Raw genomic sequence first — 16,738 nt, 5'->3', positions numbered from 1 at the left:
TTAAGATTATGATGGGATTTCTTCATCAAGCAGTCCTTTCAGAAAATCGTCATTCAACCTGCTTTCTTTGCTTTCCGGTTGTTTGGAGTCGGTTATTTCGTACGTACACAGGTAAGTTGCGAGTTCATCTACTGTCGAATAACTCCAGATAATTGAAGGCTCTATATGAATCGAATATTGGCTGTTAAGATCACTGATAAACCGTATCGAAAGTGATGAATCAAGACCGTATTCTGAAAAAGAAGCGGAGGGAAGAAACTGGCTGCTTTCTATCCCTGCCTCTTGGGACAACCATCTGAAAATCCAGTTTTCAACTTCTGAAATGTTCTTCGTATTGATTTTAGGCTGGGTATAGACTGATGGGTAATTCTGTTCAGAAATTTTTGGGATGAATTGATTTTCAATTATTTCATTAGAGATACGGTGATTTTCTATGGAGTGCAGATCCCGGAAAGGATGACTGATTGAAACTTCAGGATGTTGAGACTGTGTGTAAATTACTTCATGATCCTTCATGGCTTGATTGAACTGTAACTCAAACCGTTGTTTCGTTAATAGCGACGTATTCATTTCCATGGTCTCAGAAATAATGGTTTCCATTTTTTTCTCCAGCCAGTTTTTGGCATAAGACGAAATGTCATCCTGACACAACCACGAAATCAGCTGATAGGTCAGTACTTCTCCGAAGGCATACCTTGCCAATTTTTTATTTTGATAATCGGAAGTGATATTGTTCTTTTCAAACTGATGTCTGATCTGTTGAATTTTTTCCTGCTGTACGGCGGCGTTAATAGCCAAATGTTGATAGGTCAGGAAGTTTAAAGTTTCCATAATGGTGTCCTCAGTACGCCCTCCAAGATCAGCTATTAATGATTCGGTAGGTCCTTCAAATATTCTCAGTACCCGGGTATCACGGAAAAGCTGGGCAATGCCGTTAGGTTCAGAATAGCCTCTGGCTGCAGTCAACTGCATCAGAAAATCTACGCCTTTCCATGTTTCTTCCGTGGAAAATATCTTTCCGGCACTTATTAAAATATCAGGAACTACAAGTCCTTCATCTTTCCATTCTACCAATTTGGACTGATAAGTTTCGATGATTTCCAGAATGCCCAGAAATTCAGTGAGTTTTTTAAGGACGATGGGTTGATCGATGAGCGTGCCCGAATTGACGGTTCTGTTTTCTGCCCATCTTTTGGATCTTGATAACACCGTTTTGAGAATTCCGATACACATAGAATTGATTCCGATACGACCCATAGAAACAACTTCATGAAGAATTTCTGCTCCTTTACCAATCCCCCCCAATACATGCGAATCAGAAATTTTTACATCCTTCAGAATAAAATGCCCCTGCACGGTTCCCCGCATTCCCATGGTCATGCATTCCTCAATATGTTTTAGTCCGGGGCTTCCTTGTGGAACAAGAAAAGCAGACTGTCCCATATATTTTCCGTTTTCGTCCTGAGTATGGGCAATTACCGTAAGATAGCTCGCCCAGGATGAAGATCCTACCCAGCATTTTTCGCCGTTTAAGATCCATCCGTCATTGCTTTTTTGGGCTAAAGTTCTACCCGCATTAGGATTGCTTCCTGCACCTGGTTCACTTAAAGCAAAGCTTGCGGTTCCTTTGCCTTCTGCCAATTCTCTCACTATTTTTTCTCTGATCTCTTCACCCGCAAATTTTGCGATAGGATGGAGCCCCAGCAGATTATGAAGACTTACCATTAAGCCTAAGGTGAGATCCGCAGAAGAAATAATTTCTATAAAATTCCGTGCCTGATCCAGGGTACAGCCCATTCCGCCATGTTCGACTGGAATCAGAAGACCCATCAGTCCCATATGCGAAAATTCGGTCATGATGTAAGGAGGAATAGTGCGCCTTTCATCAATTATATAGCTGTCCACCCTTGTTTTAAGGAAGTGTCTGAGCTCCAGTATCTTACTTTTCAGTAGCTCTTCGGAAAGAGGAGAATATATTGGCGTTTCTTTCTTCTGGTTTTTTTTTAAATGTAAAGCTGAAGAATGTAAGAGGTTTTCCCATTCTCCGTTTTCAGTCATGCGTTTTGCCAACCGTCTTTGAATTTTACCGCTTGTCGTTCTCGGAACGTGCATAGGAGCTACAAAAAGGATAGTTTCTACCGCAATACCATGTTCCTGTAAAACAGCATTGCGTATGGCTTTTGTGTACTCATCGAATGTTGGGGAAGGCAAGGCACTTCTGTTGAGTTCCTGCACAATACAACATGATTCATTTCCGTTTTCGGTTAATGAAAAGGCGGCGGCTCCGTCAATTCTAAGATCGGGATGGGCATAGCAGGCTGTCCGTTCGATGTCCTGAGGATAATAGTTTAAACCACGAATAATAATTAAGTCTTTTATTCTCCCCACGATATACAGCTGTCCCTCTTCATCTTTAAATGCGAGATCTCCCGTTCTTAAATAAACGGTATCGCCCTGATTTGAATAGATATACGTTTCAGAAGTTGCTTTCTTGTTTTCATAATAACCATTGGTTACCGAAGGTCCAGAATACCATAATTCACCAATGGAGTAGGGCTCTGTCTGAAGGATCTCAGAGACTGTTCCAGCAAATTCTCCTTCGAAATCATAATTTTTTATAATGTCAACTGAATGGTTATCAATACATACTCCGTTACCAACCAGATAAACATAATCTTCGTCTTCAGGAAAATGCTTCCCGGCTTCCAAAAAGCCGCTTTCCTTTACAATGACCTTATTTTTTTTCAGTACTTCCTGATCTACCTTCAGCCATTTTACTTTTTCACCTTCTTTGTTCAAGGTCACGGTTAAGGTCGCTTCTGCCAGTCCGTATCCCGGTGAAATCACATGATCGGGAGCTCCGAACAGTGAGATGGCATTTTGGAAATCAGCGATTGTTTTAAAACGGATGGGTTCAGCCCCCGAAGCACACATTCTGAGTGTTTTCAGAGAAATATCTGCCTTTTTTTTATTTTTTTTGAGTTCTTCATGCAGCTGCATCAGTTTATCTGCGACAAGCTGATAGGCGAAATTAGGACCTCCGGTATGGGTGGCTTTCCATTTGCTGAGGGCGTGCATCCAGTTCATGGGTCTGCTCATGAAATCTTCAGGTTTCATAAGATAAAGACTGTTTCCGTTGTAAATAGTCTGCACGATAAATAGAATAAGTCCCATATCGTGATAGAAGGGAAGCCAGCTCACAAAAATACTGTCCGGACCGGCATTCATATTTTTTTTCGATTCTTTTGAATTTTTGATCAGTGAATCCTGAGTTACAACAACTCCTTTGGGATTTCCTGTAGAACCTGAAGTATATTGCAGAAAGGCAGTCGGATGAATATCAGGCTCCACAGTAAACGGGGTATCAAGGCTTTCTGATTCGCATAACTGAATGCTGATCATGGGGATTTTACCCAGCAGCTCAGATTTTCCAAACGACTGGCTGAGCCTTGCCGCGGTTTTCGATCCCGTCATTATGGCTTTAGGATAACATTCTTTAGCAATATTTTTCCATTTATCCAATGATTTTGAGCGCCCCGGAATGTTCAGCGGCACGGGAATAGCACCGATCCACTGACAAGCCAGAAAGGCGACAATGAATTCTACTCCTTGGTTGAAGATCAGCAGGCAGCGATCTCCTTTTTCTATATTTTGTTGTTTAAAGTTCTGAGCAGACGCTTTTACCTGAAACAAAAGTTCCGAATAGGTAAACGGTTTTTCTTCAAGATCAATGTCAACTTCAGAAAAGGCGGTTTTATGAGGATATTGGATTGTTCTCTTGATCAAAAAATCAATCAGACACTTGTCGGTATGGTGATGGTGATCAGAAAGGACTGGTATATCCTGAACATGATTTTTTTCCATATTAGTTTTATGAGTTTAATTTTAATTTGTTACGGACAAAAAGTATAGGCAGATTCGTCTATCTTCTTTGTTAGTTTTTGATATTCTTTAGCTTTGCCGGGCCAATTGTTGAGGATGATATCTCCGTTTTTGTACCAACTGTCTTTTACCTGCACCCAGGCTTTTTTCTTCATTCTTTGATTGACCTGTCGGGTAAATTTTTGCTGAAACTCAGGTTTTACATCCATATATTTCAGTCGGTTTGCTGAAAGGTAGGTCAGGCATTCTGTAATGTATCGGGTCTGGCTTTCAATCATCAGAAGGACGGAGCTGTGCGCAAGATTCGTATTCGGTCCAAACATCATAAAGAAATTTGGGAAACCGGCTGTGGTGATTCCGAGATAGGTTTCCGTAGACTCTTGCCAGGCGTTACTGATGGAGATCCCGTTTATTCCGTGGATATCAAGGTCTTTCAGAAAAGGATTGCTTTCAAATCCCGTTGCATAAATAACGGCATCCAATTGAATTTCTTTGCCTGAACTCGTTACAATTCCATCTTTCACGAAATGTGAGATACCTTCTGTGCATAGCTCAGTCTTTTCTTTTGCCATGGCCGGATAATATTCATCTGATAAAAGCACGCGCACCGCTCCCATCGGATAGTCCGGGGTCAGCTTCTTCAGAAGTTCAGGATCCTTAATATGCTTTTTCAGATGGCTTAAGCTCACCTGCTGCCACATTTTTTTCCAGATCGGGTTCTGGCCCATTAAATGATAAAATATCCCATTGAATGCGTTATTGGAATATCTGTCCCAATTCAGCAGAAATGGTTTTCGCTGAAGGTTTTTACTGTATAACGTATTTTTCTTGGGCAGTAACCATTTGGCACTTCTTTGAAAAACCGTCAGAGATTTAGTTTTATCAATGATTTCAGGAATAAACTGGATCGCACTGGCCGCATTTCCTATCACACCGATACGTTTTCCACTGATATCAAAATCATGATTCCACCGGGCAGAATGCCAACTGATTCCATCGAAGATTTCTTTGCCTTTAATATCAGGGATTTTCGGATGATGAAGCTGCCCGATTGCCATAATTAATGATTTTGTGAGGTAAACATTACCCTGCTTGGTCTTCACTTCCCAGATTCCCTGCTCTGCTTTAAATAAAGATGAACAAAACTCTTTTTCATAAAAGATATGTTTATCCAGTTCGTTTTTTTCTACATTAAAGCGGAGATAATCAAGAATTTGAGGCTGATCCGACCATTTTTTCTTCCATCCTGGAAAGGGTTCAAAAGAATAGCTGTAAAGAGCAGACGGCACATCACACTGCGCACCCGGATAGCTGTTATCCCTCCAGGTTCCGCCTATGTCTTTGGCTTTTTCCATGATGAAAAAAGAATCAATTCCCAATTTCTTCAGGCTTATCGCCATCGAAATTCCCGAAAATCCTGATCCTACGATAATGACTTCGTATATTTTTTGATGATCGGCCATTTTGTTTATTTTTTCTGAGGATTGACGATAAGTTGCTTCAGTCGGTCTTTTTCATACAACACCAAAATGAAATTCATTAGTGAGACAATCATTCCTGAAGCGAAAAACCCGGGATGCGCAGGCGGCATATCATGAATGATGTGAATCAGGAAAATATTGACCGCAAACGGAAGGTAGAACAGCAGACCGATCCACCAGTATTTTCGGGTTAAAAGCAATACTCCGGCGATCAGTTGTGCCACACGGACAATAACACCCAAGTAGCTCATCATAATAGCATCGTGCAGCTGCCTGAAGGTTTTTCCGAATAATAAAATTCCCTCGCTTTGCGGGTTGTAGCCTTCTGTGATCATGGCATAAGTTCCTATAATTCCGAAAAGGATAAGAACTACCGCAAAAATATATCGCAGTATGGTCATCGTTTTTCTCATAATATTTGATTTTAAATAGAAAAGTTTTAACATGATAAAGGATGAGCATCGGATGTTGTGATCAGATGCTCAAATCCTCGTCATGCAGTTAGTTAAGCTTCAATATATGAGACATCCCCGTTGTGGTAATTGTTTTGGTTTTACTTAAAGTACTTAAGTTGATCTTATTGATATAATTGCTTGTTTTACTGGCAAAAGGCACATAGGCAAAGCCATTGGAGAAATAGCATCTCGCCACTTTTCCGCCGATGGTATAGTCGTCATCTACCTTTGTTGCTGTTTTCGTATTAAGATCAAAGCTCCACCAGCGGAAAATCGCATCTGTATTGTATGAGTAAGGGTTGGATGGATCCAGTTTTGAAGGATCCAGAACTGTTGCCAGGAATTTTCCGTTTCCGTAATATTCAAAATTGGTCACCGGATTGCCGTTTCCTTGAGAGGCTGCTTCCAGATTAAAATAATAATCAGGATCGAACTCGGTAGCTCCGTTTTTGATTCTAAGCATACACGCCGGCTTACCAATGATGTTTCGGGCACCTCCGAATACATTGTGACACAGCACATAAAGGTCTCCGTTTTCCGTTTTATTCATATAATAGACACCGCCTCCGGTATTCCATGCGCCTGTAAATGATCCTCTTGTATCGCTGATGATTTTTACGAGTGCATCTGCGTTGTTGCTTGAAGCATTGTTCACTTTCGTAAGGTCGATCACAAGGATATCACAGGTTGTTGTAGCAGGAGTGAAGGTGTTAAAATCATTCATATAATATAATGCGGCATACATATAATTACCGTTGATGATAATTTCAGTGACTCCATCGGCCTGAATGGCGGCTCCGGTCGTCGGAAAGTTGGTCACCTGCCCGACTCTTGACATTGAACTCCAGTCGATCACTCCGGTTTTTGTCATGGTACTGGGGTTGAAAATCACGATTTTTCCTGATCCCCCGATGTACGCAGTATTTTCATCTTTAAATGCAATATTTCCCTGAAATCCAAGTTCCGGTACCATGATCGAACCTTTATTCTCGCCGTTATTGGCGTTTGATAGGCTCCATTTCGTAATGGATTTGTTTTGATAATCATTAACAAAAACTGATTTCTGAAATTCGTACACTCCTCCTGAATGAGAAGCCGATATTTCATGAGCTTTTGCATTGTCTATGGTTCCGGTAACATCAGGAGATTCAATTTTCTGCATATAAGCGGAAAAAGACATTCCATCTGAATTCTGTGGTCTTGTAATTAAAGCAAAATTGGCAGAACCACTGTCTGTTGAAGGATCTGTAGCCTCGTCATCTTTGCTGTTACATGAAACAAATGCCAGCAGCATGACACTTAAAGCAATAAGTCTGTTCTTCATTTTTTTTGATTTTTTATGATAATTTGTTTAGTTGAATGAGTACGTTATTTTTCCGTAAAAGCTACGTCCCGGCCTCTGTACCGAGAAGTTGTCGTATACCTTTGCGTTGGTCAGATTTTTACAGTCTATTCCCAGACTCCAACGGTCGTTTTTGGAGTTGACAGAAATCGAAATATCATTGACAAACTGCGATGGAATGGTAGTCTTGGAAGATTTAATACCATTCATGGCCCAGGTAAGAAAATATTCGTGCACATAAGAAGCTGTATATAGAAATCTGAGGTAATATTTTTTTTGATCGCCCGGATCCAGCCTATAATAAATCTGTGCATTTCCGAATAGGTAAGGGGTATTCGGAATTCTCGCCCCGATATAATCGCTATTGAAAATCCCTGAATTGTCAGTTCCTCTTAATCGGGTATCTAAATAGGTTGCATTAAGATTGAAACCTGCATTATTGTTGAGTTTATATTCCATAAACCATTCACCGCCGATGGTAGAGGTCTTTAAAAGATTGGTATAGGCAGCCAGTGCATTGGAAAATGAAGTAAGCAGGATGCGGTTTTTTGAGTTTCTGTAAAAAGCTCCGATGCCCGTAAAAATTTTCCTGTTGACCGAATGGTATTGTACTTTGAAATTGATATTATGACTTTTAGCTGATTGTAAATTAGGATTCGGACTTACCGTAATATAATCTCCAAAAATTTCCTTGCTGTCGGGCTGTCGTACCGTATATTCATAACCCGGAAGAATAGAAATTACAGAAGTTGGTGTCCATTTGAATACCTGACCGAAACCAATATCGGAAGAAGATGACGAATTCAGCTGATCAAATTCATTATTGATCTTAAAACTAACGCCTTTCACCTGATTGTAATAATGCTTGAAAGAAGTATTGGAAGTTAGCTGCCCTTGGAAAAATTTTGATTCCAATGAGGCTCCAAGAAAATTATTAAATAACTTCTGCGGTATGGTAAAGGGGTCTTTTCCATAAGTTGCCGTACCCGCCTGGTCTTCTCCACTGAGCTCCATAAGGCTTGTCAATAGATTGATATTGATTTTATATTGGTCTCCCAATTTGAAAAAGGCATTTTCTCTGGCATAGAACACATTCTGATTAATTTTCGGAGTTCTTCCCTGACTGTAAAGTCCGCTTTCACCTTTGGTACTGCCTTGTATATAAGAGCCGTCCCAAAAGTAAATTCTGGAGGAAATATCTTCAAAGTAAGTATGTTCAAAATTATATCCCGCAGTGACATTCATCTGCCATTTATTTTTTTCGGCATCCGATTTTTTCCAGTTGATCGCCGCTCCGAACGTATGTTCTCTTGAAAAAGGCTCGCCCCATGGTCTCAATGCGGTAACTCCATGCTGCCATTCTTTGTAGGTTTCAGTGAAAGAAGCGATCAGTCTGAGATCATCTGCCCAGCTCAGATCTTTGATGCCCATCTGCACTTTAGCCATTCCGAAATCATACTGATCATTGAATCTTCTGGCCTGGCCTTTTCGTGTATTGTAAAGATCGTCCACAACTACATCCACATCATCCATGCGGTAATTATTGTCTGAATGACGGTAAGCGGCATCAAATCCGGCATAGATTTTTTTATTTTCAAACGGATGACCTGAAGCGTTGAATGTGGCTTCATGAGAATTCCATGAACCGTACATATAGCTCATCCCTAAAATATCCTTTTCACTCTTTTTGGTCACGATATTGATGACCCCACCCAGCGCATCGGCTCCAAACTGCACAGGAATAATACCCTTGTATATTTCAACACGTTCGATCATATTGGTGGTAAGGTTCTGAAGTTCAAATCCGCGTCCTAAGAGATAAACCGGAATTTCATCCACAAAAATGCGTACATCTTTACCATCAATCCCGTTAAGAATCACATTGGGAGTGCTTCCCATGCCTCCTTGCTGCTGAATGCGGATCCCTGATGCCAGATTTAAGGCTTCCACAACGGTTTTGGTAGTCGTTTTAAGTTCTTTAAAATCAATGATTTCAGGTGTGTAGGGAGATTCCTTCATTTTTTGAATGGGAGAGTACTTATTCCCTTCAAGGGTAACCTCTTCAATCTCATGTGCTGAATTTTTAAGGACAATTTCAATCGATTGGTGATCGGAAGTGATTTTTATAGGATAACGTCTTTTGCTGTATGATGAATTATGTATTAAAATAAAATAATTGCCTTCTTTTTCGTAAATTTTAATCTGTCCGTTGCTGTCGGTATTTAAATCATAAGTGTTGTCTCTTCCTTCAACAGTGATTTTTTCTTTAGAAAAAAGAATATTATTGTCTTTTTTTATTTTTATAATCGTTTGAGCATCAATTAAATTAAATACGGTAGTGCAGGCGAAAATCATAAATATTGCCTTACTTGTATTTAAACGATTAAAAAATATTTCCATTCCTTATTTATAATTAGTCCAAATATAAATAATAATTTAACTTGTGAAGAATTATTTATACCTGATAATTGTTAGCTGCATTTTTCGGGCTCTAGCTTGATATTTTTTTAATTTATCACTATAGATGCTCTTTATTTTTCTTCTCTAATGAAGTGTTTTTTATAATAAATTTTTCTTTACACTTTCTGGCATTGATTTGTATTAAGATACTGAAATACAATTTTTTAGTTTATATTTTATCTATTCAGGGCTTTGAAAATAGATCACAATGATTCAAAAACTGACTAAATATTTTCTTTATTAAGAATTATTCTAAATAATAATTAACTTTGTGCAAATGTAAAAGGAAGAAAACGGAGGCTGGTTTCCCAAAAGGATAAAAAAGTCCGCAATACGGATTAATTGTAAAGAGGCAACAGTATGAATGTAAAATTATATGATCAGAATAGAAATGCTGTTCTTGTTGAAAAAGAATATCTTAGCATTTACTACACCGAAGACGGTGATATTAAGGAAAGCGTTACCCAGCTGGATCTCCCGATTGGTAAAGGATATTATCGTGAAATCTATTTTGAGAACGTTCATATTGGCTTTGGGGACGGCTATTTATCTGAAAAAATAAGAATGCAGTTCGAAAGCAGTGGCGAAACAGTCGAAATGTATTTTGCCTTAAAAGGTAAAAGTAAAACGAGCTGCGACTGTACCCTGAGGAATTTTGCTTTCGATGATTATCAGCATAATATCGTGTATTCTCATCAGCTGAGAGGCGAAATGGAATGGATGTCGGAGGCGATGCAGATTTTCGAGATCAATATTTCACCCCCGTTTTTTGACCGTTTTTTATCAGATGAATCGACCTTGATCAGCCGTTTTCGGGAGGCTCTTCACAACCGGAAAACTGATCTGCTAGATAAGCATAACCAGCAGATCTCTTACAATATGTATCAGCTGATTCAGGAAATATTAAACTGCAACCGAAAAGGGATTTTTAAACGTATCTATCTGGAAGCGAAAGTGATTGAGCTCATCTTACTTCAGCTGGAACAGTTTACAAATCATAATGAAAGTCATTATCCCATTCCAAAAGCAGATGTCGAGAGAATGTATGCCGTAAAGGAATATATGCTGGAAAATATAGATACCACAAGCTCCCTTATCGAGCTGGCTCACATGGTGGGAACCAACGAGTTTAAATTAAAAAAAGGTTTCAAAGAATTATTTGGAACCACAGTTTTCGGATTCTGGAATGATGCCAAAATGGAGCAGGCCAAGGAAATTTTACATGAAGGAAATAAAAGCATCAGTGATGTAGCGGAGCTCGTAGGATATAAAAATTCAAGGCATTTTGCAACGGCTTTTAAGAAAAAATTTGGGGTAGTTCCGAGCTATTTTAGAAAATAAACGACGTTTTTTAAGGGATCAGATTCTGAAAAAGACATCCTGAAAAGATGAGAAAGATGAAATTGATCAAAACAAAAGTTTCAAAATCCAAATTTTAGACATCGTATTTTTTCTAGTTTTCATCTCTTGAATATCAATATTTTACGGGTAGTTTTTCTTTTAGTGAATATCGTAAAAAAAGGCCTTTTTAATATATTTTTAATGAGATTTCTAAAACTTTTTTACGGGAACATCAATAAAGTTTATACATTTGTACTGTTAATATAAGCGAATGAGTACCACAATTATTATTATAGTTATTTCTGTCATTATCGGATTTCGGTGATGAGTGATGGCTTGTGATAATTTTTGAAACAATACAGACCATTCTCATCACGAGGATGGTTTTTTTATTTAAAAGAACTAAACAAATTAAATATAAAAAATCAAAATAGAATGTATTACAATGACGACAGTGTTCTCTTTTTCGATGGGGAATATATGAAAGCAAAAGAAGCGAAGACCGATCTCTACGGACAATCGTTACATTACGGATATGCCGTTTTTGAAGGAATAAAATCATATAAAACAGCAAACGGGACCAAAGTTTTTAAAGCAGAAGAGCATTATGACCGATTGAGAAAGTCGGCAGAAACAATGCTGATGCCTTTCGATTATTCTACTGAAGAAATGGTAGAGGCAACCTATAAATTATTGGAAATGAATAATCTGAGCAACGCTTACATCCGTCCTATTGTTATTTGTTCTCCCAATATGGCCTTGTCAAAAGGACAGAAAAGTTATCTGGCGATAGAAGTGTGGAACTGGGACAATGGGTATATGGCCAATAAAATGCGGGTAATGACTTCGTCTTTCCAACGTCCGAATCCAAAAGCATTTAAAGTTGAGGCAAAGGTTAGCGGGCATTATGTAAATTCAATCCTGGCTTGTCAGGAAGCGAAAGATAAAGGATTTGATGAAGCATTGGTTCTTGATGAAAATGGGTTTGTTGCAGAAAGCTCAGGCGCTAATATTTTCTTTGAGAAAGACGGAACACTGATCACTCCTGCAAAAGGGAGCATCCTGCCGGGAATCACCCGTGCGACGGTCTTGCAGCTGTGTGGGGAGCTAGGGATTCCGGCTGAAGAAAGATTTTTTAAACCTGAAGAAATGCAGGGTGCAGATGCCGGATTTTTCTGTGGAACGGCAGCTGAAATTGTGGCTTTGGATTCACTCGATGAGGTTTCTTTCAAACTGAATTGGGAAGAAAGTATTTCCTCCAAAATTCAGACGGCCTATCGTCATTTGGTGTTGGAAGAAGATTATTCATACTTAAAATCAAGCCTGCAATATGTGTAATACAGAACTGAACAAATACTCTAAGACATTAACGAAAGATCCCACGCAGCCGGCAACACAGGCGATGTTTTACGGAATTGGCTTTCAAAAGGAAGATTTTGACAAGGCTCAGATCGGAATTGCCAGCATGGGCTATGATGGAAATACCTGTAATATGCACCTGAACGGTCTTGCGGAAATTGTGAAAAAAGGGGTCAAAGAGAAAAATTTAGTAGGACTCATGTTCCACACCATCGGTATCAGCGACGGAATGACCAACGGAACCGATGGAATGCGATATTCTTTGGTAAGCCGTGACATCATTGCAGATTCTATCGAAGCCGTTTGCGCCGGACAATATTATGACGGACTTATTACAGTTCCCGGTTGCGACAAAAATATGCCAGGTTCCCTGATGGCAATGGCGAGATTGGATCGCCCTTCGATCATGGTGTACGGCGGAAGTATCGCTCCAGGGCATTACAAAGGTGAAGACCTCAATATTGTTTCGGCTTTTGAGGCATTGGGAAATAAAATTGCTGGAAAAATTTCCGAAGAAGATTTTCAGGGGGTGATCCAGAATTCCTGTCCTAGCGCAGGCGCCTGTGGCGGAATGTACACGGCAAATACCATGGCTTCAGCCATCGAAGCGTTGGGAATGAGCTTACCTTATTCTTCATCGTATCCGGCATTAAGCAAAGAAAAAAAGGAAGAATGCCAGTTTGCAGGGCATTATATTAAAATATTACTTGAAAAAGACATCAAACCGTCAGATATTATGACTCCGAAAGCGTTTGAAAATGCGTTAAGGTTGATCATGATCCTCGGCGGAAGTACCAATGCCGTCCTGCATTTTATAGCGATTGCCAAATCGATAGGTTACGACCTTACTTTAGATGATTTCCGTCGTATCAGTGATGAAACGCCTTTTCTGGCAGATCTTAAACCAAGCGGAAAGTACCTGATGGAAGACCTTCACAAAGTTGGCGGCGTCCCGGCGGTGATGAAATATATGCTGGATCTGGGCTTGCTTCACGGCGATTGTTTAACGGTAACCGGAAAGACCATTGCCGAAAATCTGGAGCATGTAACTTCTATTATTGAGAGACAGCAGAACATTATTCATGATATTAAAAATCCGATTAAAGAAACAGGACATATCAGAATTATGTACGGAAATCTTGCTGAGAAAGGATCTGTAGCCAAAATTACAGGTAAAGAAGGAAACTATTTCCGCGGAACAGCGATTGTTTTTGATGGCGAAAAAGAATTCATTAAAGGCATTGAAGATAAAAAAATTCAGGAAGGAAATGTGGTCGTTATTAAAAATGAAGGTCCGAAAGGTGCTCCCGGAATGCCGGAAATGCTGAAACCTACTTCTGCGTTAATGGGCTCCGGATTAGGTAAAAATGTAGCCCTGATCACCGACGGCAGGTTTTCAGGAGGTACTCACGGCTTCGTCGTCGGGCATATTACTCCCGAAGCTTTCGTTGGCGGATTGATCGGGTTGATCAAAGATGGAGATGTCATCGAACTTGATGCAGAAAAAAATACCATCAATGCCCTTTTATCGGACGAAGAAATTGCCAAGAGAAAGTCGGAATTTACACAACCTGAATACAAAGTGAAAAGCGGAGTTCTGTATAAATATGCCAAGTCGGTTGCCGATGCTTCACAAGGGTGCGTCACCGATTTATAACTATTAAAATAATTTTTATGGCAGCTCTATCCGCCCTCCGCTCCCAATCTTTTTTGCCTTTGCTCCACCAGCAGCAAAAAAGGATTTCCGCTCAGGTCGGGCTGCAATGGAAAGATGTTTCAAAATCAATAACCGTGGGTAAAACCTATGTACAAATGAAAAACTATATTTATAATGAATAATACCTTATCAAAAATAGAAAATGAAGAAGCCAAACTGCCGGAAGCGATAGAGATTTCAGGTTCCAAAGCTGTTTTGGAGGCATTATTACAGGAAAATGTTACAACAATTTTCGGATATCCGGGTGGTGCTATTATGCCCATTTATGATGCTTTGTATGATTATTCAGAAAAACTGAAGCATATTCTGGTTCGCCACGAACAAGGTGCGATTCACGCTGCACAGGGCTTTGCCCGTACTTCAGGAAAAACGGGAGTGGTATTCGCTACAAGCGGTCCCGGTGCGACCAATTTAGTAACAGGTTTGGCCGATGCGATGATAGACAGCAACCCGATTGTCTGCATTACCGGTCAGGTGTTTGCCTCTTTACTGGGAACCGATGCCTTTCAGGAAACGGATGTAATTAACATTACAACGCCGGTTACCAAATGGAATTATCAGGTAACGGACGCAACAGAAATTCCTGAAGCCATTGCCAAAGCTTTTCATATCGCAAGCACAGGCCGCCCCGGTCCGGTCTTGATTGATATTACGAAAAACGCACAGCTGCAATTATTTGATTATAAAGGATATCAGAAATGCAGCCATATCAGAAGCTATCGCCCCGAACCTGAGATCAGAAATGAATATATTGAAAAGGCGGCAGAGCTCATCAATCAGGCAAAAAAGCCATTTGTATTGTTTGGGCAGGGCGTTATTTTAGGAAAAGCGGAGGAGGAATTCAAAACTTTTATTGAGAAGGTCAATCTTCCCGCTGCAGCTACAGTAATGGGATTGAGCGCCCTTCCCACTCATCACAAATTACATGTCGGAATGTTAGGGATGCACGGAAACTACGCGCCCAACGTGATGACCAACGAATGTGATGTCCTGATCGCAGTCGGAATGCGTTTCGATGATCGCGTTACGGGTCGTTTAGATAAATATGCAAAGCAGGCGAAGGTCATTCATCTTGATATTGACCCCGCTGAAATTGATAAAAATGTGAAAACTACGGTTCCTGTTTGGGGAAACTGTAAAAAAACACTTCCACTTTTAACTGCTTTATTGAAAAATAATGACCACTCCGAATGGGTTGAGAAATTCCGCGAACTGGAAAAAGAGGAAATCAAAGAAGTCATTCAGGATGAATTAAATCCAACAACAGAAGTCATGACGATGGGCGAGGTGATCAAAGTATTGAACGAGTTGACCCAAGGTGATGCAATTATTACAACAGACGTCGGTCAGCATCAGATGGTTGCCTGCCGGTACGCGCATTTCAATTCTTCTCAATCCAGTGTAACATCGGGAGGTTTAGGAACAATGGGATTCGGTTTACCTGCCGCCATTGGAGCATGGTATGGGGCTCCTGAAAAAACCGTAGTTGCAATCATTGGTGATGGTGGATTTCAGATGACGCTGCAGGAATTGGGAACCATTATGCAGTTCGGAGCCAAAGTTAAAATTATGATTCTTAACAATGAGTTTTTAGGAATGGTAAGACAGTGGCAACAGCTTTTCCATGACAGACGCTATTCTTTCGTGAATATCACAAGTCCCGATTTTGTGGCTGTAGCAAAAGGATATTATATCGACGGGCAGAAAATTTCTGAAAGGGAAGACCTGAAAACAGCATTAGAGACCATGCTGAATCACGATGATGCCTATCTTCTGGAAGTAATGGTGGGAAAAGAAAATAACGTATTTCCTATGGTAGCTCAGGGAACTTCCGTTTCTGAAATTCGTTTAAAATAAATTTTCAACAACATCCTGAAAATACGATTTAAAATAGGATAGGATGAAAATCCTATCAATAACATTATAAGCAATGCAAAACCCAGAGGGTTGAATATCAGTAGCCATAGGTGAAACCTATGGTATATAGCATCAACCGCCAATAAAACCCGAAGGGTTTAATAACAATTTGATAACGGCATTTGGAAAAACAAAACAATGGAAAAACAGGAATTTACCATCACCTTATATACAGAAAATTCTGTGGGATTAATCGGCAGAATATCAGGGATCTTTTCACGGAGAAAGATCAATATAGAAAGTCTGAACACTTCACCTTCCGAGGTTGAAGGAATTCACCGCTTCACGATAGTCATTCACGAAAGTGAGGAAGTGGTAAGGAAGCTTTGTCGCCAGTTGGAAAAGCAGATCGATATTCTGAAAGCTTACTTCAATACTGATGACGAAATCGTGTGGCAGGAGCAGGCACTTTATAAAGTTCCCGCGAATGTAGTGACCGAAAAAGTATATGTGGAAAGACTCCTCCGTCAGTACGGAGCTTCTACAGTGGTGATCCGCCAGGATTACATCGTTTTTGAAACTGCGGGACATCGTGAAGAAATCGACCGACTGACTGAAGAACTCAACAAATACGGTCTCATCGAATTTGTAAGAGGAGCAAGGATCGCTATTATTAAAGACAGCGCAGGCATCCACGAAAAAGTTCTTGAATTTGAAAAAAAAGAACCCTCCCACGAAATCGTAGAAAACGAGTACCTCGATCAGCAGGACAACGTTTTCACGATGTAGTTTTCAAATAAACAAATTAAAAATTAAACAAAATATTAATCAAGAAAAGCAATAC

10 protein-coding genes are annotated in these 16,738 nt (G+C 39.9%); 5 read left to right on the top strand and 5 right to left on the bottom strand.

The genetic code is table 11. The features are described 5' to 3' along the window. Nucleotides 1–6: 6 nt before the first annotated feature. The 5 genes from VUJ46_RS05635 to VUJ46_RS05615 form a co-directional block, all read right to left on the bottom strand. Nucleotides 7–3,864 carry an AMP-binding protein gene (locus VUJ46_RS05635; RefSeq protein ID WP_326984026.1) on the bottom strand — a complete coding sequence of 1,286 codons (3,858 nt, stop codon included), beginning with the start codon at nucleotides 3,862–3,864 and terminating at the stop codon, nucleotides 7–9. 29 nt (nucleotides 3,865–3,893) lie between these two features. Next, nucleotides 3,894–5,345 (bottom strand): flavin-containing monooxygenase, encoded by a 1,452-nt coding sequence (locus tag VUJ46_RS05630; RefSeq protein ID WP_326984025.1) that lies wholly within the window; start codon nucleotides 5,343–5,345, stop codon nucleotides 3,894–3,896. A gap of 5 nt (nucleotides 5,346–5,350) precedes the next feature. Then, the gene (locus tag VUJ46_RS05625) at nucleotides 5,351–5,776 is read right to left on the bottom strand and encodes a hypothetical protein (RefSeq protein WP_326984024.1); all 426 of its coding nucleotides are present in this window, start codon (nucleotides 5,774–5,776) and stop codon (nucleotides 5,351–5,353) included. An 88-nt stretch (nucleotides 5,777–5,864) separates the two neighbouring features. Next, nucleotides 5,865–7,142, bottom strand: a complete 1,278-nt coding sequence (locus tag VUJ46_RS05620) for a DUF4374 domain-containing protein (RefSeq protein ID WP_326984023.1) — start codon at nucleotides 7,140–7,142, stop codon at nucleotides 5,865–5,867. A 27-nt stretch (nucleotides 7,143–7,169) separates the two neighbouring features. Further along, on the bottom strand, nucleotides 7,170–9,560 hold the full coding sequence (locus VUJ46_RS05615) for a TonB-dependent receptor plug domain-containing protein (protein WP_326984022.1): 2,391 nt from the start codon (nucleotides 9,558–9,560) through the stop codon (nucleotides 7,170–7,172). A 420-nt stretch (nucleotides 9,561–9,980) separates the two neighbouring features. On the opposite strand from VUJ46_RS05615, the gene VUJ46_RS05610 reads away from it, so the two are divergent. The 5 genes from VUJ46_RS05610 (at nucleotide 9,981) to ilvN (ending at nucleotide 16,683) form a co-directional block, all read left to right on the top strand. Beyond that, nucleotides 9,981–10,961 carry an AraC family transcriptional regulator gene (locus tag VUJ46_RS05610; RefSeq protein ID WP_326984021.1) on the top strand — a complete coding sequence of 327 codons (981 nt, stop codon included), beginning with the start codon at nucleotides 9,981–9,983 and terminating at the stop codon, nucleotides 10,959–10,961. 435 nt (nucleotides 10,962–11,396) lie between these two features. Continuing rightward, entirely contained in the window at nucleotides 11,397–12,299 is a 903-nt protein-coding gene (locus VUJ46_RS05605; protein ID WP_326984020.1) for a branched-chain amino acid transaminase, read from the top strand. After that, nucleotides 12,292–13,977, top strand: coding sequence for a dihydroxy-acid dehydratase (gene ilvD / locus VUJ46_RS05600; protein ID WP_326984019.1), 1,686 nt, complete (start codon nucleotides 12,292–12,294; stop codon nucleotides 13,975–13,977). The genes VUJ46_RS05605 and ilvD overlap by 8 nt, the downstream gene beginning before the upstream one ends. A gap of 174 nt (nucleotides 13,978–14,151) precedes the next feature. Next, entirely contained in the window at nucleotides 14,152–15,894 is a 1,743-nt protein-coding gene (gene ilvB / locus VUJ46_RS05595; RefSeq protein ID WP_326984018.1) for a biosynthetic-type acetolactate synthase large subunit, read from the top strand. Between the two features lie 198 nt (nucleotides 15,895–16,092). Continuing rightward, nucleotides 16,093–16,683: an acetolactate synthase small subunit gene (gene ilvN / locus VUJ46_RS05590; protein ID WP_326984017.1), complete on the top strand. Its 591-nt coding sequence runs from the start codon at nucleotides 16,093–16,095 to the stop codon at nucleotides 16,681–16,683. The last annotated feature ends 55 nt before the right edge of the window (nucleotides 16,684–16,738 follow it).

The organism is Chryseobacterium sp. MYb264, assembly GCF_035974275.1.
GTDB lineage: Bacteria > Bacteroidota > Bacteroidia > Flavobacteriales > Weeksellaceae > Chryseobacterium.
The sequence above is the reverse complement of the archived record's forward strand: the minus strand, read 5'-3'. Positions and strand labels throughout refer to the sequence as shown.